The organism is Burkholderia cenocepacia (genome assembly GCF_900446215.1).
Lineage (GTDB): Bacteria > Pseudomonadota > Gammaproteobacteria > Burkholderiales > Burkholderiaceae > Burkholderia > Burkholderia cenocepacia.
In genome coordinates this window covers 293,019-314,372 of record NZ_UAQZ01000001.1, presented here as the reverse complement: position 1 = coordinate 314,372, position 21,354 = coordinate 293,019, and the positions used below count along the sequence as shown (strand labels likewise).

22 protein-coding genes are annotated in these 21,354 nt (G+C 68.7%); 13 read left to right on the top strand and 9 right to left on the bottom strand.

Annotation, left to right across the window (positions count from 1 at the left end; translation table 11 throughout):
- Nucleotides 1–15 precede the first annotated feature (15 nt).
- Both DTA15_RS01435 and ygfZ read right to left on the bottom strand, forming a co-directional pair.
- The gene (locus tag DTA15_RS01435) at nucleotides 16–861 is read right to left on the bottom strand and encodes an NRDE family protein (RefSeq protein WP_006483912.1); all 846 of its coding nucleotides are present in this window, start codon (nucleotides 859–861) and stop codon (nucleotides 16–18) included.
- A gap of 76 nt (nucleotides 862–937) precedes the next feature.
- Nucleotides 938–1,972 (bottom strand): CAF17-like 4Fe-4S cluster assembly/insertion protein YgfZ, encoded by a 1,035-nt coding sequence (ygfZ, locus tag DTA15_RS01430; protein WP_006483910.1) that lies wholly within the window; start codon nucleotides 1,970–1,972, stop codon nucleotides 938–940.
- Nucleotides 1,973–2,049: 77 nt separating this feature from the next.
- Between ygfZ and mltG the strand changes: the two genes are divergently transcribed.
- From mltG to DTA15_RS01385, 9 genes are all read left to right on the top strand, one after another.
- Nucleotides 2,050–3,069, top strand: a complete 1,020-nt coding sequence (gene mltG, locus DTA15_RS01425) for an endolytic transglycosylase MltG (RefSeq protein WP_006483897.1) — start codon at nucleotides 2,050–2,052, stop codon at nucleotides 3,067–3,069.
- Nucleotides 3,069–3,689 (top strand): dTMP kinase, encoded by a 621-nt coding sequence (tmk, locus tag DTA15_RS01420; RefSeq protein WP_006483888.1) that lies wholly within the window; start codon nucleotides 3,069–3,071, stop codon nucleotides 3,687–3,689. Before mltG ends, tmk begins: the two co-directional genes overlap by 1 nt.
- An 18-nt stretch (nucleotides 3,690–3,707) precedes the next feature.
- On the top strand, nucleotides 3,708–4,736 hold the full coding sequence (locus tag DTA15_RS01415) for a DNA polymerase III subunit delta' (RefSeq protein ID WP_006493729.1): 1,029 nt from the start codon (nucleotides 3,708–3,710) through the stop codon (nucleotides 4,734–4,736).
- A gap of 141 nt (nucleotides 4,737–4,877) precedes the next feature.
- On the top strand, nucleotides 4,878–5,657 hold the full coding sequence (locus tag DTA15_RS01410; RefSeq protein WP_006485949.1) for a TatD family hydrolase: 780 nt from the start codon (nucleotides 4,878–4,880) through the stop codon (nucleotides 5,655–5,657).
- A 43-nt stretch (nucleotides 5,658–5,700) separates the two neighbouring features.
- Nucleotides 5,701–6,411 carry an ankyrin repeat domain-containing protein gene (locus tag DTA15_RS01405; RefSeq protein WP_006485954.1) on the top strand — a complete coding sequence of 237 codons (711 nt, stop codon included), beginning with the start codon at nucleotides 5,701–5,703 and terminating at the stop codon, nucleotides 6,409–6,411.
- Between the two features lie 118 nt (nucleotides 6,412–6,529).
- The gene (locus DTA15_RS01400) at nucleotides 6,530–6,886 is read left to right on the top strand and encodes a Rap1a/Tai family immunity protein (protein WP_006485939.1); all 357 of its coding nucleotides are present in this window, start codon (nucleotides 6,530–6,532) and stop codon (nucleotides 6,884–6,886) included.
- Nucleotides 6,887–6,975: 89 nt separating this feature from the next.
- Nucleotides 6,976–8,148, top strand: coding sequence for a mechanosensitive ion channel family protein (locus DTA15_RS01395; RefSeq protein ID WP_006485950.1), 1,173 nt, complete (start codon nucleotides 6,976–6,978; stop codon nucleotides 8,146–8,148).
- Between the two features lie 43 nt (nucleotides 8,149–8,191).
- Nucleotides 8,192–9,367, top strand: coding sequence for an AAA family ATPase (locus DTA15_RS01390; RefSeq protein ID WP_006485944.1), 1,176 nt, complete (start codon nucleotides 8,192–8,194; stop codon nucleotides 9,365–9,367).
- A gap of 284 nt (nucleotides 9,368–9,651) precedes the next feature.
- Entirely contained in the window at nucleotides 9,652–10,716 is a 1,065-nt protein-coding gene (locus tag DTA15_RS01385) for a glycosyltransferase family 4 protein (protein WP_006485945.1), read from the top strand.
- Nucleotides 10,717–10,846: 130 nt separating this feature from the next.
- Here the strand turns inward: DTA15_RS01385 and DTA15_RS01380 are convergent, their stop codons facing one another.
- The 3 genes from DTA15_RS01380 to DTA15_RS01370 form a co-directional block, all read right to left on the bottom strand.
- The gene (locus tag DTA15_RS01380; RefSeq protein WP_006496373.1) at nucleotides 10,847–11,434 is read right to left on the bottom strand and encodes a BPSL1445 family SYLF domain-containing lipoprotein; all 588 of its coding nucleotides are present in this window, start codon (nucleotides 11,432–11,434) and stop codon (nucleotides 10,847–10,849) included.
- Nucleotides 11,435–11,683: 249 nt separating this feature from the next.
- Nucleotides 11,684–12,133, bottom strand: coding sequence for a membrane protein (locus DTA15_RS01375; RefSeq protein ID WP_006485938.1), 450 nt, complete (start codon nucleotides 12,131–12,133; stop codon nucleotides 11,684–11,686).
- A 259-nt stretch (nucleotides 12,134–12,392) separates the two neighbouring features.
- Entirely contained in the window at nucleotides 12,393–12,683 is a 291-nt protein-coding gene (locus DTA15_RS01370; protein WP_011549641.1) for a PsiF family protein, read from the bottom strand.
- Nucleotides 12,684–12,954: 271 nt separating this feature from the next.
- On the opposite strand from DTA15_RS01370, the gene DTA15_RS01365 reads away from it, so the two are divergent.
- Entirely contained in the window at nucleotides 12,955–13,977 is a 1,023-nt protein-coding gene (locus DTA15_RS01365) for an asparaginase (RefSeq protein ID WP_006485946.1), read from the top strand.
- A gap of 91 nt (nucleotides 13,978–14,068) precedes the next feature.
- Here DTA15_RS01365 and lysM read toward each other — a convergent pair whose 3' ends face one another.
- From lysM to gcl, 4 genes are all read right to left on the bottom strand, one after another.
- Complete coding sequence (lysM, locus tag DTA15_RS01360; protein WP_006478617.1) at nucleotides 14,069–14,539, bottom strand: peptidoglycan-binding protein LysM; 471 nt, start codon at nucleotides 14,537–14,539, stop codon at nucleotides 14,069–14,071.
- Nucleotides 14,540–14,998: 459 nt separating this feature from the next.
- Complete coding sequence (locus DTA15_RS01355) at nucleotides 14,999–15,892, bottom strand: 2-hydroxy-3-oxopropionate reductase (RefSeq protein WP_006485940.1); 894 nt, start codon at nucleotides 15,890–15,892, stop codon at nucleotides 14,999–15,001.
- Nucleotides 15,893–15,933: 41 nt separating this feature from the next.
- Nucleotides 15,934–16,743 (bottom strand): hydroxypyruvate isomerase, encoded by an 810-nt coding sequence (hyi, locus tag DTA15_RS01350; RefSeq protein ID WP_006485952.1) that lies wholly within the window; start codon nucleotides 16,741–16,743, stop codon nucleotides 15,934–15,936.
- Nucleotides 16,744–16,786: 43 nt separating this feature from the next.
- Nucleotides 16,787–18,562: a glyoxylate carboligase gene (gcl, locus tag DTA15_RS01345; protein WP_006485953.1), complete on the bottom strand. Its 1,776-nt coding sequence runs from the start codon at nucleotides 18,560–18,562 to the stop codon at nucleotides 16,787–16,789.
- A 171-nt stretch (nucleotides 18,563–18,733) separates the two neighbouring features.
- On the opposite strand from gcl, the gene DTA15_RS01340 reads away from it, so the two are divergent.
- The 3 genes from DTA15_RS01340 (at nucleotide 18,734) to DTA15_RS01330 (ending at nucleotide 21,340) form a co-directional block, all read left to right on the top strand.
- Nucleotides 18,734–19,645, top strand: a complete 912-nt coding sequence (locus DTA15_RS01340) for a LysR family transcriptional regulator (protein ID WP_006485955.1) — start codon at nucleotides 18,734–18,736, stop codon at nucleotides 19,643–19,645.
- Nucleotides 19,646–19,812: 167 nt separating this feature from the next.
- On the top strand, nucleotides 19,813–20,454 hold the full coding sequence (locus DTA15_RS01335) for an RNA polymerase sigma factor (RefSeq protein WP_012492670.1): 642 nt from the start codon (nucleotides 19,813–19,815) through the stop codon (nucleotides 20,452–20,454).
- Complete coding sequence (locus tag DTA15_RS01330; protein WP_012492669.1) at nucleotides 20,444–21,340, top strand: anti-sigma factor family protein; 897 nt, start codon at nucleotides 20,444–20,446, stop codon at nucleotides 21,338–21,340. Before DTA15_RS01335 ends, DTA15_RS01330 begins: the two co-directional genes overlap by 11 nt.
- Nucleotides 21,341–21,354: the final 14 nt, after the last annotated feature.

The following is a 21,354-nucleotide window of genomic DNA, read 5'->3' as shown; positions in this document are numbered from 1 at the left end:
GCGCAACGCGTGCGTTCAGCGCGGCCGCGTCGCGTCGATATCGAATGTGAACGCGCGCTCGAACGCGCCCGGCCGGACGGTGCGGTGCGAGCCGTCGTCGTCGCTGCGCTCCTTGACCTCCACCGTCAGCCGCACGCCTTCCTTCATCGTCACGCGCAGCGCGGTGGTGCCGCGTGTGCCGTATTCGGGCGTCTCGATGAAGGCGGCCGACAGCGCGCGCTCGCGCTCGATCGGAATGCCCGTGTGCGGCAGCGCGTCGTCGTCCGCGACGTGCGGGTCGCGCATCAGCGCGATCAGTTCGTCGAGCGACGGGGCCGGATTGTCGGTGAGCAGCGTGCCGAGCTCCGCGCGCTTGCGCACCACTTTGGGCCAGGGCGTGTCGAGCCGCGCATTCGACAGCGCATGCACGCCCGGCGCGATCGCGACGGGTGCGGCGACACGGCTTTCGCCCTCGGGCGCGCGGTTGCAGAACCACGCGAGTTCGCGCCGGCGCCAGTCGCCGACGAGCAGGTTGAAGCCGTTGTACACGGCTGCATGCTCGGCCAGCTGCGCGAGATAGTCGAGCGGTGCGACCGATGGTCCGCCGAGAAAGTCGGATACCAGCTTGCCGCGGGTCGGCGCGCCCGCGCGGATGTCGAACGGCGCGCGGTAGTTGGTCAGCGCGGCGAAGCGGCCGTCGCGCGATACGCCGAGCCACGTGCCGCCGGCTTCGAGATCGCGGCCGGCCAGTACGCCCGGCACGTCCTCCCACCACGAGAGCGGCGCGCTGGTCCGGCGGAAGAACTCGTCGCGATTGGCGGCGAGGGTAAAGACGGGACCGGCGGCGGCATCAGGCTGCCAGTCGAAGGCAATCAGACACATCGGGCGAATCTCTCGCAGGAAACATCGGGCGCCGGCTGCGACTCGCGAGCCGGCGCGCGAACGGGTTGTCAGTGCATCACGCTTCGGTCGGCCACGCGTACGGCAGCGCGTCGAACGCGAGCGCCGGGCCGTCGGCCGAACCGAGGTGCACCGTGCCGCTGTCGAGCGCGGCGAGCTTGATCTCGACCAGTGCGTCGACGCCGCCCGCCGGCGCGGCCGCCGCGTTGACGATCATCCCGCACGGCTGGCCCGGGTCGTCGCTGTGGAACAGCTCGACGCCGGCATGCACGGTATCGGTCTCGCCGGCGACGTGCGCGAGCGCGGTGCGGCGCTTGATCGTGCCGCGGTACTGGCTGCGCGCCACCACTTCCTGGCCCGGGTAGCACCCTTTCCTGAAGTTAACGGCGCCGATCACGTCGAAGTTGACCATTTGCGGTACGAACTGTTCGACGGCCGGCTGCGTGATGCGCGGCTCGCCCGCGCGCACGTCGAGCCAGTCCCACACGGCAGGCGACACGACCGGCAGCGTGCCGGCGAGCGCGGCAAGGCGCGCGTCGACCTCGGCGCGCGGGCCGATCCACAGATAGCGCTTGCGGCCGGCCGCATCCGGCACGCGGATCAGCGTGCCGGCCGGGCCGTCGACCTTCACGTGTACGCCATCGGGCAGCGCATCGAAGATGCCCGACAGCGCGTCGCGCACGTCGCCAGCGAAACCGGCCACCGCGAGCGTGTCGTTCGCATCCGTCAGCTTCGCCTTCGCGCGCAGCACGAACATCGACAGCCGCTTCTGCACGGCAGGCTGCACGTCCTTCGACACGAGCAGGCGCACACCGTGGCCGGCGCGCCACGTGAGGAACGACGCGAGCAGGCGGCCCTTCGGCGAGCAGTACCCGGACAGCCGCGCGCTGCCGGCATCGAGATGCTCGATGTCGTTGGTGAGCTGGCTGTGCAGGAACGTCGCGGCGTCGTCGCCGGCCACGTCGATCACGCCGAACTGCGGCAGCGGCATGCAGGCGCCCGGCGCATCGAAATCGGCGGCGGACGGGCGGGGGAAAACGGGGAGCGAGGCAGATGCGGCCTGGGTAGCCGGTGAAGCGAACGGTGTGCTCATGGAATGAGGGAACAGTCAACCCTGACTTTGACGAAGGCGAGCAAGTATTATATGGGTCTTACCTGAGTCACGTTTCCATGTCCCTACTGAAGAAATGCGCCGCGACGATCGTGGCGCTGGCCGTCGTTGTGGCCGCTGCCGGCGCGGGCGGCGGGTATTACTGGGCGACCCGGCCGCTGTTGCTGGGCTCGGCATCGCTCGACGTCACGATCAAGCCGCGCAGCAGCGTGAAGAGCGTCGCGCTGCAGCTCAAGCGCGGCGGCGTGCCGGTCGAGCCGTTCGCGTTCGTCGCGATGACGCGCGTGCTCGGGCTGTCGGGCCGGCTCAAATCGGGCAATTACGAATTCAAGACCGGCATCACGCCGTACGACGTGCTGCAGAAGATCGCGCGCGGCGACGTGAACGAATACGTCGCGACGGTCATCGAGGGCTGGACCTTCAAGCGGATGCGCGCGGAGCTCGACGCGAACCCCGATCTGGCGCACGCGACGGCCGGCATGAGCGACGCCGAGCTGCTGCGCGCGATCGGCGCGCCGGACGGCGTGGTGCAGCGCGGCAGCGGCGAGGGGCTGTTCTTCCCCGATACCTACCTGTTCGACAAGGGCACGAGCGACCTGAACATCTACCGGCGCGCCTATCGCCTGATGCAGACGCGCATCGACGAGGCATGGGCCGCGCGCACGCCGGGGCTGCCGTACAAGACGCCTTACGAGATGCTGACGATCGCGTCGATCGTCGAGAAAGAAACCGGCCACGCGGCCGACCGCGCGTTCGTCGCGGCCGTGTTCGCGAACCGGCTGCGCATCGGCATGCCGCTGCAGACCGATCCGTCCGTGATCTACGGGCTCGGCGACGCGTACGACGGCCGGCTGCGCAAGCGCGACCTGCAGGCCGACACTCCTTACAATACCTACACCCGACGCGGGCTGCCGCCCACGCCGATCGCGTTGCCGGGCGTCGCCGCACTGCAGGCGGCGATCAATCCGGCCCCGACGAGCGCGCTCTATTTCGTCGCGAAGGGCGACGGCACGAGCGTGTTCTCGGACACGCTCGGCGACCACAACAAGGCCGTGGACAAATACATACGAGGTCAATAATGGCGAGCGGTAAATTCATCACGTTCGAGGGCATCGACGGGGCGGGCAAGACCACCCACCTGGCATGGTTCTGCGAACGCCTTCAGGGCCGGCTGGCTGCGGCCGGCCGGCAGGTCGTCGTGACCCGCGAGCCGGGCGGCACGCAGCTCGGCGAGAAACTGCGCGAGATCCTGCTGAACCAGCCGATGGATCTCGAGACGGAAGCGCTGCTGATGTTCGCCGCGCGGCGCGAGCACCTCGCGCTCGTGATCGAGCCGGCGCTCGCGCGCGGCGACTGGGTCGTGTCCGACCGCTTCACCGACGCGACCTTCGCGTACCAGGGCGGCGGCCGCGGGCTGCCGCGCGACAAGCTCGAGACGCTCGAGCGCTGGGTGCAGGGCGGTTTCCAGCCCGACCTCACGGTGCTGTTCGACGTCGCGCCGCAGGTCGCGAGCGAGCGTCGCGGGGCCGCGCGCATGCCGGACAAGTTCGAAAGCGAGTCCGACGCGTTCTTCTCGCGTACGCGTGCCGAATACCTGCGGCGCGCGGAAGAGGCGCCGCACCGCTTCGCGATCGTCGATGCGACGCGATCGATTCCCGAGATTCGCCAGCAGCTCGAACGCGTGCTCGCCGCGCTGTAACCCGCAAGGACGCACCCCATGATCTATCCGTGGCAAACCGACGACTGGAACCGCCTGCAGCAACTGCGCGCGCAATGGCCGCATGCGCTGCTGCTGCACGGTCAGGCCGGGATCGGCAAGCTGCAGTTCGCGCAGCATCTCGCGCAGGGTTTCCTGTGCGAATCGCCGCAGCCGAACGGCGAGCCGTGCGGCGCCTGCGCGGCCTGCAACTGGTTCTCGCAGGGCAACCACCCGGACTACCGGATCGTGCTGCCCGAGGCGCTGGCGGGCGAGGCGCCGGGCGCCGCGGACGACGCGAAGCCGGCCGACGCGGACGAAGGCGGCAAGAAGACCCGGGCGCCGAGCAAGGAAATCAAGATCGAGCAGGTGCGCGCGCTGCTCGACTTCTGCGGGGTCGGCTCGCACCGCGGCGGCGCGCGCGTCGTCGTGCTGTATCCGGCGGAAGCGCTCAACGTCGCCGCGTCGAACGCGCTGCTGAAAACGCTGGAGGAGCCGCCGCCCGGCGTCGTGTTCCTGCTCGTGTCGGCGCGTATCGACCGCCTGTTGCCGACCATCATCAGCCGCTGCCGCCAGTGGCCGGTGACCGTGCCGGCACCGGAGGCCGCCGCCGCGTGGCTGGCGGCGCAGGGCGTCGACCAGGCCAGCGCGCTGCTCGCGGAAGCCGGCGGCGCGCCGCTCGCCGCGCTGGCGCTCGCGAGCGACGAGAATCGTCCGCTGCGCGACTACACGTTGGGGCAACTGGCCGCCGGGGCGGCCTGCGACCCGTTCGCGTGCGGCGAGACGCTGCAGAAGCTGCCGGTGCCGCTGGTGCTCGGCTGGCTGCAACGCTGGCTGTACGATGTGCTCGCGCAGCGGATGGCGGGCGCGCCGCGCTACTTCCCGATGCACGCGGCGGCCCTGGCGCGCTGCGCGGAAGCGGTCGACGCGAACGCATTCGCCCGCTTCATGAAAGCCGTGACGCGGCAGCGGACCGTCGAGAACCATCCGCTCAACGCGCGGCTCGTATTCGAGGAATTGTTTCTCGACTATCGGGAAATGTTTGCTTGATCCGGCATTGTTTCCGATGGGTTGCGAAACGATGAACGGATCACGCGACGGCGCGACCGTGGCCGGCCGGCCCGCCCACGTCGCCCGCTGCGGCATGCCGGCGGGCGCATGAGCGTCCGTCTCACGTATTCAGGAAACACGATGTTCGTCGACTCTCACTGCCACATCAATTTCAAGGGCCTGGCCGACCGCCTGCCGGCCGTTCTCGAGAACATGCGCGAGCACGACGTCACCCACGCGCTGTGCGTGTCGGTCGATTTGGAGACGCTGCCCGACGTGCTCGCGATCGCCGAAGCGCACGACAACGTGTACGCGTCGGTCGGCGTGCATCCCGATCACGAGGACATGCGCGAGCCGACGCTCGCGGAGCTCGTCGAGCTGGCCGCGCACCCGAAGGTCGTCGCGATCGGCGAAACCGGCCTCGACTATTACCGTCTCGAAGGCCGCTCGATCGCCGACATGGAATGGCAGCGCGACCGCTTTCGCACGCACATCCGCGCGGCGACCGCGACGATGAAGCCGCTGATCATCCATACGCGTTCGTCGTCGGAAGACACGCTGCGGATCATGGCCGAGGAGCGCGCGGACGTGCCGGGCGGCGTGATGCACTGCTTCACCGAGCCGTGGCCGGTCGCCGAGCAGGCGCTCGCGCAGAACTTCCATATCTCGCTGTCGGGCATTGTCACGTTCAAGAACGCGACCGACGTGCAGGACGTCGCGCGGCGCGTGCCGCTCGACCGGCTGCTGATCGAGACCGACTCGCCGTACCTCGCGCCGGTGCCGTATCGCGGCAAGCCGAATGAACCTGCGTACGTCAGCCATGTCGGACGCTTTATCGCATCCGAGCGCGGGATCGCCGTCGAGGCGCTCGCGGATGCGACGACGCAGAACTTTTTCCGGCTGTTCAAGATCGCCCGCTAACGACGGGCGCGCAGCCGACAACCCAGGGAAGGAGCCCACAACAATGACGAAGCCGACCAACCATCTGCCCAAACGCGCACTCGTTGCGGCCGCATTCGTCGCGAGCGGGCTGTTCGCCGCCGCCGGCGCGCATGCCGAGTCGCTCGACGCGATCGTCAAGGCCGTCAAGTTCGACGACATCGCCGATATCGGCAAGCAGCTCAAGAGCGGCAAGCTCGATCCGAACACGCTCGCGCCGAACGGCGACCCGATCCTCGTGATCGCCGCGCGCGAGAAGTCCGACAAGGTCGCGGCCGCGATCGCGACGACGCCGAACGTCGATCTCGAAAAGGAAGACAAGGCCGGCGAAAACGCGCTGATGCTCGCGTCGCTGAACGGCGACCTCGGCCTCGTCAAGCTGCTGATCGACAAGGGCGCGGAAGTCAGCAAGAAGGGCTGGGCGCCGCTGCACTACGCGGCGACCAACGGCCAGGACGCGGTCGTCAAGGTACTGCTCGACCACGACGCGTACATCGATACCGCATCGCCGAACGGCACGACGCCGCTGATGATGGCCGCGCGCGGCAACCATGCGTCGACGGTCACGCTGCTGCTCGACCAGGGCGCCGATCCGCAGGTGAAGAACCAGCTCGGCATCACCGCGCTCGAGTTCGCGAAGCACTACAACGCGCCGGACGCGATCGAGATCCTGAGCAAGCGGACGACGCGTATCGGTGCGTCGACGCCGGCAGATGCACAAAAGAGTGCAAAATAACGGTTTTTGGTGCGGCGCCGCCTGTCCGCCCGGCCGGCTTCCGGCCGCGGCAGGGCAGCCGGCGCCGCACCGGCCAACGCAGCAGGCGGTCACCGGCCGCATTGACATAAGGAACACCATGTTGCGCGCAATGTTTTGTGCCGCGGCGTTTGCCGTGCCGTTGTCGGCGGCGGCTTTCACGGGCGCGGATCTCGACCGGCTGTGCGCGAAGACGGACGTCAAGTCGCGGGCGTCGTGCGCGGCCTATATCGAAGGCGCCGCCGACGGCGTCTACAACACGATCGATGCGATCGGCGGCACCACGGGGCCGCGCGTCGGCCAGTACTTCTGCCTGCCGCCCGACATCCGGGCGCAACAGATGACGGACGCGGTGCGCAAGTACATCGCCGAAAATCCGAAGCTGGCCGACTACAACGCGAGCACCGCGGTGTCGCTCGGTCTCGGCAAGGCGTTTCCCTGCAGGAGCGGCAACTGATCTGACGCCGTGTCCGGGCGCGTGCGTGGCCCGGACGTCGCCGACGCATCCAGGACGAAGCCTGCGCGCTTCATCACTCGAGGGCGCCGATGATTTCAATCGAGGAACTGCAGCGCATCGCCGATGCGCCGTTGCATTCGTGGCTCGGCACGCTGGTCGTGTCGGTCATCGTGATACTGGTCGTCACGGTCGTGCACCGCCTCGGCGCACGCATCGTCAAGCGCATCGCGCAGCCGTATCCGCTGATGAGCGCGATCCTGCGCTACATCGACAAGCCGTCGCTCGTCGTGCTGGCGTTGCTGGCGCTCGAATTCGTGTGGGTCCAGGCCGACGACGGCATGTCGTTCGTGCGCGGCATGCGCACCGCGGCGGCGGTCGGCTCGATCGTGTCGCTCACGTGGCTGCTGGTGCGGCTCGCGGCCGGCGTCGGCGACGCGATCATCCAGGCCCATCCGATCGATACGGCCGACAACCTCCACGCGCGACGCGTCCATACGCAGGCCAAGGTGCTCGTACGGACCGTGATGGTGCTGATCGTGATCATCGGTACCGGCGCCGCGCTGATGACGTTTCCGAACGTGCGCCAGATCGGCGCGAGCCTGCTGGCATCGGCCGGTGTCGCGGGGCTGGTCGCCGGTATCGCCGCGCGGCCGGTGCTGGGCAACCTGATTGCCGGGTTGCAGATCGCGCTCACGCAGCCGATCCGGCTCGACGACGTGGTCGTGATCCAGGGCGAGTGGGGGCGCATCGAGGAAATCACCGGTTCGTTCGTGTCGGTGCGGCTGTGGGACCAGCGGCGCCTCGTCGTGCCGCTGCAGTGGATCATCGAGAACCCGTTCACGAACTGGACGCGCAGCAGCGCGGAGATCATCGGCACGGTCTACCTGTCGGTCGATTACCGTACGCCGCTCGCGCCGCTGCGCGAGGAGCTCGCGCGGCTCGTCCACGCGGCGCCGGAATGGGACGGCCGCGTGCAGGTGCTGCAGGTGACCGACGCGACGGAGCGCACGATGCAGTTGCGCGCGCTCGTCAGCGCGGCCGATTCGTCGTCGTGCTGGGACCTGCGCTGCCGCGTGCGCGAAGGATTGATCGCCTATCTGCAGGACCGTTATCCGCAATGCCTGCCGCGCAGCCGGATGGAGCTGTATCCGCACGAATCCGCGCCCGATGCGCCGAATCCCGAGCGGCCGCACGCGCGGTCGCCTGCGGCCAGCACGGCGGCCAACACCGCGGCCGATCCGCAGGCCGTCGACGGCCGCTGAACGCGGCCCGGCGCCTGCCTGCCATTCCCCGTCGCCCAATTCCATGACCGCGCTGAAGACGCTCGCCATCGCCAATTACCGCTCGCTGCGCGAGCTGATCGTGCCGCTCGCGGCGCTCAACGTCGTCACGGGGCCGAACGGCAGCGGCAAGTCGAGCGTGTACCGCGCGCTGCGGCTGCTCGCCGACACCGCGCAGGGCCGCGTGATCCCGTCGCTCGCCCGCGAGGGTGGCTTGCCGTCGACGTTGTGGGCCGGCCCCGAGCGTTTCTCGCGCGCGATGCTGGCCGGCGACGTGCCGGTGACGGGCACGGTGCGCAAGGGCCCGGTGAGCCTGAAGCTCGGCTTTGCGTGCGACGATTTCGGCTACTCGATCGATCTGGGCCTGCCGCTGCCGAGCAGTTCGCAGTTTGCGCTCGATCCGGTGGTCAAGCGCGAATGCGTCTGGGGCGGCGCGTTGCTGCGCCCGTCCACGCTGCTGGTCGACCGGCAGGGCGCGCAGATCCGCGTGCGTACCGCATCGGGCGACTGGCAGACGATTCCGCAGCCGGTCGCGAGCTTCGACAGCATGATGACCGAGTTCGCCGATCCGACCGGCGCGCCCGAGATGATCGCGGTACGCGAACGGATCCGCTCGTGGCGCTTTTACGACCATTTCCGGACCGATGCGCAGGCGCCGGCGCGCCAGTCGCACATCGGCACCCATACGCCGGTGCTCGCGGACGACGGGGCCGACCTCGCCGCCGCGCTGCAGACGATCCGCGAAATCGGCGACGCGGCGGCGCTCGACGCGGCGATCGACGACGCGTTTCCCGGCGCGTCGGTGGAGATCGACAACCCGGGCGGCCGTGGCCGCTTCGACGTGCTGATGCGCCAGCCGGGGCTGCTGCGGCCGCTGGCGGCGGCCGAGCTGTCCGACGGCACGCTGCGCTACCTGCTGCTCGCGGCCGCGCTGCTGACGCCTCGGCCGCCGGCGCTGATGGTGCTGAACGAACCGGAGACGAGCCTGCATCCCGATCTGCTGCCGGCGCTCGGCCGCCTGATCGCGCAGGCCGCCCGGCGCTCGCAGGTGCTGGTCGTGTCGCACGCGGCGCGGCTCATCGCGACGCTCGAGCGCGAGGCGGGCTGCGAATCGCTGGTGCTCGACAAGCAGCTCGGCGCGACCGCGCTCGTCGATGCCGACTCGCGCCACCTGCCGGCATGGAAGTGGCCGTCGCGTTGACGGCCTGATCGCGATCGTTGGCATGTGTTCGACGCCCGGCCGCGCCGAATCCGCGCCAGCCGGCCCCGAGCGACGCGGCGAGCCCGATCGGTCGAATGTATCCGGTCTGTAACAACGCCCAAAAAATGCAAGACCTGCGGTTCCGCTCATCGGGATCGCGAATAATAATGAGATATCCGGCTGGCGCCATGCCGGCCGGCGCGGCATGGACGCAGGGCGGGGCGCGCGCAAGCGCGGACTCCGCCGGCCGTACCGCAACGGACAGGACACAGGAGACGTGGACCATGAGAATTGCCCAGATCGCCCCGCTGACCGAATCCGTGCCGCCGAAGCTGTACGGCGGCACGGAGCGCGTCGTGTCCTACATCACCGAGGCGCTCGTCGACCTCGGCCACGACGTGACGCTGTTCGCGAGCGGCGATTCGACGACGCGGGCGAAGCTCGAGCCCGTGTGGCCGCGCGCGCTGCGGCTCGATTCGTCGATCCGCGACCGGGTCGCGCCGCACATGCTGCTGATGGAGACGGTCGCGCGCCGCGCGAAGGATTTCGACGTGCTCCATTTCCACATGGACTACTACTCGTTCTCGGTCTTCAACCGGCAGGAAACGCCTTACGTGACGACGCTGCACGGCCGGCTCGACCTGCCCGAGCAGCAACCGGTGTTCGACACGTTCAACACGGCGCCGGTGATCTCGATTTCCAATTCGCAGCGCCAGCCGTTGCCGCAGGCGAAATGGCTGACGACCGTCTATCACGGGCTGCCCGATACGCTGTACATGCCGCAGCCCGTCGAGCCGCGCTATCTCGCGTTCCTCGGCCGCATCTCGCCGGAAAAACGCGTCGATACCGCGATCCGCATCGCCCGCCAGTGCGGGTTGCCGATCCGGATCGCCGCGAAGATCGACGCGGCTGACCAGGAATACTTCGACCGCGAGATCAAGCCGCTTTTCGCGTTGCCGCACGTCGAATACATCGGCGAGATCGCCGATCACGAGAAGGCCGAATTCCTGTCGGGTGCGCATGCGCTGCTGTTTCCGATCGACTGGCCGGAGCCGTTCGGCCTGGTGATGATCGAGGCGATGTCGTGCGGCACGCCGGTGATCGCGTTCAACCGCGGCGCGGTGCCCGAAGTGGTGGACGAGGGCGTGTCCGGTTTCATCGTCGAGGACGAAATCAGCGCGGTGGCCGCCGTGAACCGGCTGCACCTGCTGCCGCGTGCGCGCGTGCGGCAGCGTTTCGAGGAGCGCTTCACGTCGCGCCGGATGGCGCAGCAGTACGTCGACGTGTACCAGTCGGTGATCCGCGCGCAGAAGCGCTCGCGCTTCAAGGTGATCGATTCGACGACCTGAGCGGCCTGAACGGCCCGAGCAGTCCGACCGACCCGGCGCCGCGCCGGCGGATAAAAAAACGGCGATGCCCGCAAGGACATCGCCGTTTGCGCATGACCCGCGCGCGGCACGCGCGGGCAGTGCGTCAACGTCAGATCTTGAGCTTGGTGACCTTGGTGCCGTTGATCGACACGTCGCCCATCAGGCCGGCGTTGGTCAGCACGACGACCTGGATCGGCGCGGTAGCCGTGTTGGAGTCGACCGCGCCGTTCGCGCCCATCTTCACGAGCGCGACCGATGCGCCGGCGCCGGCTGCCCAGCCGTCCGAGCCGCGGAATTCGTCGAGCGCCTGCTGCGTCATGAACAGGAACACGATCGCCTTCGACTGCGCGCCGGCCTGCAGGCCGACCGACAGCGACGACGTGTTGTAGTAGCCGACCGTGCTGCCGCCGACGCGCAGCGCGCCATTGCCGGACTGGCCGCCGACGATGAAGCCGGCCTGGATCACCTCGGGGAATACCAGCACGCCGCGCGATTTCGCGACGAGCTCGCGCGAGCCCTTGACCGTGGAGTACATGCGCGACAGCGTCGCGTCGACGCTCGCGTCGATCGACTGACGCTTCGACGCGTTGGTCGCGGCGTTGTCCGGCTTGTCCGGGGTGGTGGTGCAACCGGTGAGCGCGAGGCTACCGACGATGAGCGCAGCGGCGGCTTTCAGCACAAGATTCCGTTTTTGCATCGTTGTTCTCCATCGGATGATGTTCGGAGTGAGTCTCGCTCAAGGAGCGGATCACGTCGGCAGTTATATCACAGCGGATTACGGCCTCTTTTCGTTGCCACGTGAAAAAGCGTCAAATCGCGCGAGGGTGTCGCGGCGCGCCAACGGACGGAGCGGCGCCCGAGCGCCAGGCGCGCTTCGCGCGGGGGCGGCATGCGGGGAACGCAGTGGTCGAGCGGGGGGCGGCGGCGCCCGCGGCGCGTGTCGGTGTCAGTGCGTGACAGGCGGAACGGGCGGCTTGATCGGCGGGCGGCGCAGCGCGCGGCGGATCAGCGCGATCACGACGCCGCAGGCGAACAGGAACGCGGCCGGGACGACCCAGTAGCCGACGAACGCATGCCACAGGTAGCCGGCGAGCGTATTGCGGCGCACCACGTATTCGTCGCGGGCCGCCTGCTGGCGCGGTGCGTTGGCGGCGAGCACGTCGGCCGGGCAGCCGGCCGCGCGCGCGTCGTCAGGATCCCCGTGGCACTTCGCGGCGGCGCCGGCGGCCTGCTGCGCATCGGTGAGCTGCCAGGTGGTCAGCGCGAGCTGCAGGTCCGCCTTGTTGTAGGCCATTTCCTCGCGGATCTCGCGCACGGCGATGATCGCGACGGGCACCGCCCAGAACACGATCACGATCAGCCAGCGGCGGAACCAGCGGTGTTGTCTCCATGCCATCCAAAGCCTCCGTTTGACGCGCGTGCGCGTCCGTCTCGAGGGCGGCCCGATGGCGCTTCTTGGTCTTGGGTGGGCCGCGTTGCAGCCATCATAGAAGAAAACGCGGCGAATTGCCGCACCATGTGGCGGCGTCGTGACGGCGGGCCGGAAAAACGGGGCGGGAAAGGCCGAATGGCGCACGTCGATGCGCGTGCAACGAAAACGAAAATGCCGCGCCCGCCGAAGCGGGGCGCGGCATTCGGGACGGGAGCGCCGGGACTCAGGCGGCCGGCTGGTTGCTCAGGCAGCTCTTCATGAACGCCTTGCGATCGTCACCCTTCTTGCCGGTGGCCTGCGTGTTGCATGCCTTCATCTTCTCCTGCTGCGTCATTGCCTTTGCGGGCTTTGCCGACAGGCAGTCCTTCATGAACGCCTTGCGTTCGTCGCCCGTCTTGCCGGCTGCCTGCGTGTTACAGGCCTTCATCTTGTCCTGCTGGCTGTTCGCCGCGAATGCGGGGGAAGCCAGCATGCCGCCGAGAAGCACTGCGGCTACGAGCGATTGGATTTTCATTTCGACACTCCCATGGGGTGAATTGCGCGTGATCGACGCCGTCACGACGCACGACGCGATGAGGACAGGGCCACATCGCACCACGCGTTCCGATTATGGCAAATCAATGTGAAAACACCAAAACGGCACTTCCTATAACGTTGCGGACGCCACGGCCGTTGACGGCGCGTGCGGCGCGGGGATCGGGACAAACCATGACGCGCGCCGGCAACGGCCGGCTGCCGCGCCGGAACCCGCCGGCTCGCGGCCGCGAGCCATTACAATCGCGGCCATGAATACACCGAACACCGCATCCCCTTCGTCCGCGCCGGCGCTGCCGCGCATCGCCGTCCTCGCCACCGGCGGCACGATCGCCGGCGCCGCGCCCGACGCGGCCAGCACGGCCGGCTACCAGGCCGGCGCGCTCGGCGTCAGTTTCCTGGTCGACGCCGTGCCGGCGCTCGCGTCCGTCGCGCGCATCGACGCGGAGCAGGTCGCCAGCATCGACAGCAAGGATCTCGCGCTGCCGCTGTGGAACACGCTCGCCGCACGGATCGACGCGCTGATGGCCGACCCGGCGATCGACGGCATCGTGATCACCCACGGCACCGATACGCTCGAGGAGACCGCGTATGCGCTGCATCTGGTCGTGAAAGGCGACAAGCCGGTCGTGCTGACGGCCGCGATGCGGCCGGCAACCGCGCTGTCGTCCGACGGCCCGCTGAACCTGCTGAACGCGGTGACAGTGGCCGCCCATCCGGCCGCGCACGGGCAGGGCGTGCTGGTCGCGTTCAACAACCGGATCCACGGCGCGCGCGACGTCGTCAAGACGAGCACTTATGCAGTCGACGCGTTCCAGTCGCCGGAGCTCGGTGCGCTCGGCTGGGTGCAGGACGGCCGCGTCGAATTCGCGCGCCGCGTCACGCGTACCCGCGACACGCAACTGGCGATCGCGGCGAGCTGGCCGCTGGTCGAAGTCGTCGCGAGCTATGCGGGCGTGACGCGCACGGCCGTCGACGCGCTCGTCGCGGCCGGCGTGCGCGGCCTCGTCGTCGCGGGTACCGGCAATGGCTCGATCCATGCGACGCTGCAGTCGGCGCTCGCCGATGCGGTGAAGGCGGGCGTGGCGGTGGTCCGCGCGTCGCGCGTGGGTTCGGGGCACGTGATGCGCAACGGCGCCGCGAGCGACGATGCGCTCGGTTTCGTGAGCGCGGGCTCGCTGCACCCGTTCAAGGCGCGCGTGCTGCTGATGCTCGCGCTCGCGAACGGCATCCACGATCGCGACGCCCTGCAGCGCGCGTTCGATACGCTGTGACCGACGGTCGCCGCGCGGACGTCGTGCAGCGTGCATAAAAAAATGGCAGGCCAATGGCCTGCCATTTTTTGCGTCAGTGCTGCGCGAACGCTCAGGACTGCGGCGGAATCACGAGCTTCTGGCCCGGGTAGATCCGGTCCGGGCTCGACAGCATCGGCTTGTTCGCTTCGAAGATCACCGGATACTTGTTCGCGTCGCCATACACTTCCTTGGCGATCGCCGACAGCGTGTCGCCCGGCTTCACGTCGTGGTACTGCACTTCCGGATCGTCCGGCTGCAGATCGTCGTCGTTGACGCCCGCGACACCCTGCACGTTGCCGGCCGCGACCTTGACCTTCGCCTTCGTGTCGAGATCGGCGACGCTGCCCGACAGCGTGACGGTGCGCGATGCGCCGTCGAACGCGACGGTCAGGTTCGACGTGTCGAGGCCTTGCGAGCTGATGTAGTTCTTGATGGCATCGGCCGCGGTCTGGTTCGCGGCATTCGGATCTTCCGCTGCCTGTGCATCGGCGTGACCCAGCAGTTTTTCACCCGCCTCCTTGATAAACGAAAGAAGACCCATCGTTGCACTCCTTAGGTGGTTGAAAAGAAAACGCGCCGTGAAGTGGCGAAAAAAACACCGCGCTGGGGGCGGGCCCGGAAGGGCGCGCAAGCGCGGCGGTTTTCTCGAAAGGCGTGGCGAAAGTGTAGGCGTTCAACGCGACGATTGCATGAAAAATCGCACGCTCGAACGTAAAGAAATGTAATACGCGAAATCCGACAGGCGGACACCCGACGACGACGTCTGACCGACCAAGGCTTCCCCGGCGCCGCCGGGTGCCGCTGCGGACCCCACCACGCCGCTCTCAGCCCAGAGCGGCGTTTTTCGCCCCGTCCCGCATGCCGTTGGCGATGCAGGGCGGGGCGCCCCACCGTGATGCGCGCGTGCGGCGCGCATCGATGCGACCGGCCGCGGCCGAGTCACGTGTATTCGTCGCGCGCCTGCGCCATCGCAGCACAAACGCGCGTTGCGGCATCCGCGTTACGCGGCCGGCGTCTGGCCGATCTCGAAGTTCGACATGATCTCGAGCGCGCGCACGAGTGCCGAGTGATCCCATGCCTTGCCGCCGTGCGACGCGCACACGCTGAACAGCTGCTGCGCGCTCGCGGTGTGCGGCAGCGCGAGGCCGAGCTTGCGCGCGCCGTCGAGCGCGAGGTTCAGGTCCTTCTGGTGCAGCTCGATGCGGAAGCCCGGATCGAACGTGCGCTTGGTCATGCGCGCACCGTGCACTTCGAGGATGCGCGACGCGGCGAAGCCGCCCATCAGCGCCTGGCGCACGCGCTCCGGATCGGCGCCCGAACGGGCGGCGAACAGCAGCGCCTCGCCGACCGCCTCGATGTTCAGCGCGACGATGATCTGGTTCGCGACCTTGCAGGTCTGGCCCGCGCCGTTGTCGCCGACGAGCGTGATGTTCTTGCCCATCTTCTCGAACAGCGGCTTCGCGCGCTCGAATGCCTTCTCCGGTCCGCCGACCATGATCGTCAGCGTCGCTTCGCGTGCGCCGACTTCGCCGCCGGACACCGGCGCGTCGAGGTAGTCGCAGCCGAGCGCGTTAATCTGCTTCGCGAATGCCTGCGTGTCGAGCGGCGAGATCGAGCTCATGTCGATCACGAGCTTGCCGGCCGTCAGGCCCTTCGCGACGCCGTCGTCGGCGAACAGCACGTTACGTACGTCCGGCGTGTCCGGCACCATCGAGATGATGATGTCGGCGTGCTGCGCGACTTCGGTCGAGTTCGCGACGACCTTCGCGCTGCCGCGCAGGTCGTCCGGGATCGGGAACGCGCCGTTCACGACGAGTTGATGATCGCCCTTGAGCAGGTTGCGCGCCATGTGCGCGCCCATGATGCCGAGGCCGATGAAACCGATGGTTGCCATGTGAAAGTCTCCTATAGGGCTGAAAACGGAAAGGGCGCGACTCAGGCGGCGCGACGCGCCGAGGCCGGTGCGCAGCCGGCTACGCTTTGCAGCCAGCCGAGGCCTTCCGTCGTGGTGGTACGGGGCTTGTATTCGCAGCCGACGTAGCCGGCATAGCCGAGCCGGTCGAGCAGCGCGAACAGGAACGCATAGTTGATCTCGCCGGTGCCCGGCTCGTTGCGGCCCGGGTTGTCCGCGAGCTGGACGTGGCCGATCGATGCGAGGTTGCGTTCGATCGTCGCGGCCAGTTCGCCTTCCATGCGTTGCATGTGATAGATGTCGTACTGCAGGAACAGGTTGTCCGAGCCGACCGCGCGGATCACGTCGAGCCCTTCCGACGAGCGGTTCAGCGCGAAGCCCGGGATGTCGAAGCTGTTGCACGGCTCGACGAGCAGGCGGATGCCTTCGCGCTTGAGCGCGTCGGCCGCGAAGCGCAGGTTGTCGACGATCGTGACGAACGTCTTGTCGCGCGCCGTGCTCGCCGACGGGATGCCGACGAGGCAGTTCAGCTGCGGCACCTTCAGCGCCTTCGCATACTCGATCGCGCGGCCGACGCCTTCCTGGAATTCGCCGACGCGATCGGGCAGGCACGCGATGCCGCGCTCGCCCTGATCCCAGTTGCCGGCGGGCAGGTTGTGCAGCACGAGGCGCAGACGGTTGGTCTCGAGCCGTTCGGCGAGTTCCTCTTTCGCATACGGGTACGGGAACAGGAACTCGACGGCGTCGAAGCCCGCGTCCGCGGCCGCCTTGAAGCGGTCGAGGAACGGCACTTCGTTGAACAGCATGGTCAGGTTTGCAGCAAACTTCGGCATGAGCTAAGCCTCTTCGGTCGGTCAGTCAAAAAAGTCTTGCAGGTCAGTCGAGCATCGAGATCGCGGTCGGGGCATGCTCGGCCTTTTCGGCGAGATCCTCGAATTCGTTGATCGCATCGATTTCGGTGCCCATCGAGATGTTCGTCACGCGCTCGAGGATCACTTCGACGACCACCGGCACGCTGAACTCTTCCGCGAGCGTCTGCGCCTGGCGCAGCGCCGGCTCGATCTCTTCCGGCTTGAACACGCGCAGCGCCTTGCAGCCGAGGCCTTCCGCGACGGCCACGTGGTCGACGCCATAACCGTTCAGTTCCGGCGCGTTCACGTTGTCGAACGCGAGCTGCACGCAGTAGTCCATGTCGAACGCGCGCTGCGCCTGGCGGATCAGCCCGAGGTACGAGTTGTTCACGACCACGTGCACGTACGGCAGCTTGAATTGCGCGCCGGCCGCCAGTTCCTCGATCATGAACTGGAAGTCGTAGTCGCCGGACAGCGCGACGATCGGGCGGCTCGGATCGGCCGCACGCACGCCGAGCGCGGCGGGGATCGTCCAGCCGAGCGGGCCGGCCTGGCCGCAGTTGATCCAGTTGCGTGCCTTGAACACGTGCAGGAACTGCGCGGCGGCGATCTGCGACAGGCCGATCGTGCTGACGTAGCAGGTATCGCGGCCGAACACCTTGTTCATCTCTTCGTACACGCGCTGCGGCTTGACCGGCACGTTGTCGAAGTGCGTCTTGCGCTGCAGCGTGCGCTTGCGTTCCTGGCAGTCGGCGACCCACGCGCTGCGGTCCTTCAGCTTGCCGGCGGCCTTCCATTCCTGCGCGACCGCGACGAACAGCTCGAGTGCGGCCTTCGCGTCGGACACGATGCCGAGATCCGGGCCGAACACGCGGCCGATCTGCGTCGGTTCGATGTCGACGTGCACGAACTTGCGGCCCTTCGTGTAGACCTCGACGCTGCCCGTGTGGCGGTTCGCCCAGCGGTTGCCGATGCCGAGCACGAAATCCGATGCGAGCATCGTCGCGTTGCCGTAGCGGTGCGACGTCTGCAGGCCGACCATGCCCGCCATCAGCGGGTGGTCGTCGGCAATCGCGCCCCACGACATCAGCGTCGGGATCACCGGCACGCCGACCGTTTCGGCGAACTGCACGAGCAGGTCTTCGGCCGCCGCGTTGAGCACGCCGCCGCCCGACACGATCAGCGGCTTGTCCGCGTCGTTGAGCATCGTGAGCGCCTTCTCGATCTGCGCGCGGGTGGCCGCGGGCTTGTAGACCGGCAGCGGTTCGTACGTGTCGATGTCGAATTCAATTTCGGCGAGCTGCACGTCGATCGGCAGGTCGACCAGCACCGGGCCCGGACGGCCCGAGCGCATCAGGTGGAATGCCTGCTGGAACACGCGCGGCACGAGCGCCGGTTCGCGCACGGTGACGGCCCACTTCGTGACCGGCTTCGCGATCGATTCGATGTCGACGGCCTGGAAGTCTTCCTTGTAGAGACGCGCGCGCGGTGCCTGGCCGGTGATCGCGAGGATCGGAATCGAGTCGGCGGACGCGGAGTAGAGGCCGGTGATCATGTCGGTGCCGGCGGGGCCCGACGTGCCGATGCACACGCCGATGTTGCCCGGCGCCGCACGCGTGAAGCCTTCGGCCATGTGCGACGCGCCTTCAACGTGGCGCGCCAGCACGTGGCTGATGCCGCCCGACTTGCGCATGGCCGAGTAGAACGGGTTGATCGCTGCGCCCGGCACGCCGAACGCGGTCTGGATGCCTTCCTTCTCGAGCACGAGTACGGCTGCGTCGACGGCTCTCATCTTGGCCATGAATGTCTCCTTGGATAGTGGAATCTTGCGAATCGGTCTGTTGAGGACACTTTAGGGATGCAGGAAAGGTTTGATAAGATCAGCCGAAGTCGCTTATTTCGAAACTAAAAGTATGGAATGACGGCCGGACGGGGCTTCCCGCCGGTGTCGGAACGGAGACGGAGACGGGAGATGGATCGCTTCAAGCAGATCGAGACGTTCGTGCGGGTCGCGGACGCGGGCAGCCTCGCGGCGGCGGCGCTCGAGGAGGGCGTGTCGCCGGTGGTGCTCGGGCGGCGCATCGACGCGCTGGAGAAACGCCTCGGCGTGAAGCTGATGTACCGCTCGACGCGGCGGCTGGTCGTCAGCGAGGAGGGCGCCGCGTTCCTCGAGCGCTGCCGCGGGCTGCTGTCCGAATGGGATCAGGCCGAGAACGAGCTGGCCGCCGGCCGGCGCGCGGTCAGCGGGCACCTGATCGTGTCGGCGCCGGCCGCGTTCGGGCGCAAGCACGTCGCGCCGCACGCGCCCGGCTTCCTGTCCGACAAGCCGGAGATGCAGCTGTCGTTCAACCTGACCGACCGCGTCGTCGATCTCGTGCGCGAAGGCTACGACCTGTCGATCCGGATCGGCGGCGCGGTCGATCCGAACTTCGTCGCGGTGAAGCTCGCGTCGAACCGGCGCGTCGTGTGCGGCACGCCCGACTATTTCCGCAAGCACGGGCGGCCGAAGTCGCTCGACGACCTGCTGAAGCACAACTGCCTGGCGTTCAACCTGCAGGGCGGGCAGAACCGCGGCTGGTACTTCCAGCGTCACGGCAAGATCGCGACGATGCGCGTGACCGGCAATCTCGACTGCAACGACGGCGAGCTGCTGCACCGCTGGGTGGCCGAGGGGCTCGGGCTCGGCTGGCGTTCGACGTGGGAAATCGCCGCGCAGCTCGAAACGGGCGAGCTCGAGACCGTACTCGACGAATACGCGCTGCCCGACTACGACATCCTCGCGGTCTACCCGCAGCAGCGCTACGTGCCGGCGCGCGTGCGCTATTTCATCGACTATCTGCGCGCCGCGTACGCGCGCCCCGGTTACTGGAGCACCACGCCGTAACGGGCGGCCGGCTGGGCCGTCCGGCGATTTTTTACGCTTCATGCGCACGGCGCGGGAATAAACTCGACGCAGCAGCGGTAAGGTCATCGAGCGCGCACGTTGCCGGTCTGTCCGGGTGCCGTGCGCGGAACGGGCGCGGCGTCGGCCGCCGGGACCAGGGAGGCCATGTGGGGCAAGCCGGACAGGCGGTCGATGACCGGGCGGCGGACGATGCGCGCGCGCGCGGCGAGCGGTTTCGCGCGCTCGTGCTGCCGCATCTCGACGCCGCGTACAACCTCGCGCGCTGGCTGAGCGGCAGCGCCGGCGATGCGGACGACGTCGTGCAGGACGCGTGCATGCGCGCGCTGCGCTTCGTCGATTCGTGTCGCGGCGACAACGCGCGGCCGTGGCTGCTGACGATCGTGCGCCACACCTGGTACACCGAGTGGCGGCGGCGCACGCAGGCGCACGAGGTCGCGCTGCCCGACACGCTCGACGACGCCGACGTCCCGGACGACTGGCAGCCGGCGACGGAGGACCCGCTCGCGCACCTGCTGCGCGGCGAGAACGTGCGGCTCGTGAATGCGGCGCTCGCGAAGCTGCCGGCCGAATACCGCGAGGTGCTCGTGCTGCGCGAGATGGAGGACCTGAGCTACCGCGAGATCGCGGCGATCGTGGACGTGCCGGTCGGCACGGTGATGTCGCGGCTCGCGCGCGGCCGGCGCAAGCTCGCCGCGCTGCTGGGCGGCGCGCCCGCGCCGGCGACCGAAGGCCGGCCGGGCCGTGCGCCGGCGGGCGGAACCGCATCGGAGGCTATCGATGGACTGTAACGAAGCGCGAGCGTTGCTGGACGCGGACGTCGACCGCGAGCTGTCGGCGCCCGATGCGTTGCGGGTCCAGCAGCATGTCGACGGGTGCGATGCGTGCCGCCGCGAACGCGCGCGGATCGTCACGCTGGTGCAGGCCGTGCGGCAGGCCGATTATCACCGCGCGCCGGACGCGCTGCGCGCAAGCCTCCTCGCGAGCCTGCCGGCAGCGGCCGACGCGCGTGCCGATGCGCCGTCGCGGGCCGAGCCGCGGCCGGAGTCCCCGTCACCGCCGCCCCGGCGGCCGCGCGGGCGCGACTGGTTCGCGTGGCTGACCGGGCGGGGCGGGGCGGCACGCCCGGTATCGACCGGCACCGGCCCGCGCGTGGCCGCGCTGCCGGGCCTCGGCTGGGGCGTCGCGTTGCTGATGGCGCTCGCGGCGGCGGGCGGAATGGCATGGTCGGCCCGCCACGCCGACACCGACCGAACGGTCGACGAACTGGTCGCGAGCCACGTGCGGGCCGACCTCTCGGCGCGCGACATCGACGTGATCTCGACCGACCGGCACACGGTCAAGCCGTGGTTCAACGGCCGGCTCGACTATGCGCCGCCGGTCGAGGATCTCGCGGCGAGCGGCTTCGCGCTGGTCGGCGGCCGGCTCGACTACGTCGGGCGGCGCCGCGTCGCGGTGCTCGTCTACCGCCACCGGCAGCACGTGGTCGACGTCTACGTGCAGCCGGCCGGGGAGCGGCCGGCGGCCCCGTACACGACCGTGTCGCAGGGCTATGCGCTCGACCGCTGGAACGCGGCCGGGATGACGTGGTGGGCCGTGACCGACGCCGAGCCGTCGGCGCTGGCGGCATTCCGGACGGCGCTCGACGCGCGACTTGCCGGCACGCATAACGAGTGACCGTTGCGGCCGCG

Excerpts from the sequence above, each read along its gene's own strand:
- DTA15_RS01435 (WP_006483912.1), bottom strand. The coding sequence starts at position 861 with ATGTGTCTGATTGCCTTCGACTGGCAGCCTGATGCCGCCGCCGGTCCC.
- ygfZ (WP_006483910.1), bottom strand. The coding sequence starts at position 1,972 with ATGAGCACACCGTTCGCTTCACCGGCTACCCAGGCCGCATCTGCCTCG.
- mltG (WP_006483897.1), top strand. The coding sequence starts at position 2,050 with ATGTCCCTACTGAAGAAATGCGCCGCGACGATCGTGGCGCTGGCCGTC.
- tmk (WP_006483888.1), top strand. The coding sequence starts at position 3,069 with ATGGCGAGCGGTAAATTCATCACGTTCGAGGGCATCGACGGGGCGGGC.
- DTA15_RS01415 (WP_006493729.1), top strand. The coding sequence starts at position 3,708 with ATGATCTATCCGTGGCAAACCGACGACTGGAACCGCCTGCAGCAACTG.
- DTA15_RS01410 (WP_006485949.1), top strand. The coding sequence starts at position 4,878 with ATGTTCGTCGACTCTCACTGCCACATCAATTTCAAGGGCCTGGCCGAC.
- DTA15_RS01405 (WP_006485954.1), top strand. The coding sequence starts at position 5,701 with ATGACGAAGCCGACCAACCATCTGCCCAAACGCGCACTCGTTGCGGCC.
- DTA15_RS01400 (WP_006485939.1), top strand. The coding sequence starts at position 6,530 with ATGTTGCGCGCAATGTTTTGTGCCGCGGCGTTTGCCGTGCCGTTGTCG.
- DTA15_RS01395 (WP_006485950.1), top strand. The coding sequence starts at position 6,976 with ATGATTTCAATCGAGGAACTGCAGCGCATCGCCGATGCGCCGTTGCAT.
- DTA15_RS01390 (WP_006485944.1), top strand. The coding sequence starts at position 8,192 with ATGACCGCGCTGAAGACGCTCGCCATCGCCAATTACCGCTCGCTGCGC.
- DTA15_RS01385 (WP_006485945.1), top strand. The coding sequence starts at position 9,652 with ATGAGAATTGCCCAGATCGCCCCGCTGACCGAATCCGTGCCGCCGAAG.
- DTA15_RS01380 (WP_006496373.1), bottom strand. The coding sequence starts at position 11,434 with ATGCAAAAACGGAATCTTGTGCTGAAAGCCGCCGCTGCGCTCATCGTC.
- DTA15_RS01375 (WP_006485938.1), bottom strand. The coding sequence starts at position 12,133 with ATGGCATGGAGACAACACCGCTGGTTCCGCCGCTGGCTGATCGTGATC.
- DTA15_RS01370 (WP_011549641.1), bottom strand. The coding sequence starts at position 12,683 with ATGAAAATCCAATCGCTCGTAGCCGCAGTGCTTCTCGGCGGCATGCTG.
- DTA15_RS01365 (WP_006485946.1), top strand. The coding sequence starts at position 12,955 with ATGAATACACCGAACACCGCATCCCCTTCGTCCGCGCCGGCGCTGCCG.
- lysM (WP_006478617.1), bottom strand. The coding sequence starts at position 14,539 with ATGGGTCTTCTTTCGTTTATCAAGGAGGCGGGTGAAAAACTGCTGGGT.
- DTA15_RS01355 (WP_006485940.1), bottom strand. The coding sequence starts at position 15,892 with ATGGCAACCATCGGTTTCATCGGCCTCGGCATCATGGGCGCGCACATG.
- hyi (WP_006485952.1), bottom strand. The coding sequence starts at position 16,743 with ATGCCGAAGTTTGCTGCAAACCTGACCATGCTGTTCAACGAAGTGCCG.
- gcl (WP_006485953.1), bottom strand. The coding sequence starts at position 18,562 with ATGGCCAAGATGAGAGCCGTCGACGCAGCCGTACTCGTGCTCGAGAAG.
- DTA15_RS01340 (WP_006485955.1), top strand. The coding sequence starts at position 18,734 with ATGGATCGCTTCAAGCAGATCGAGACGTTCGTGCGGGTCGCGGACGCG.
- DTA15_RS01330 (WP_012492669.1), top strand. The coding sequence starts at position 20,444 with ATGGACTGTAACGAAGCGCGAGCGTTGCTGGACGCGGACGTCGACCGC.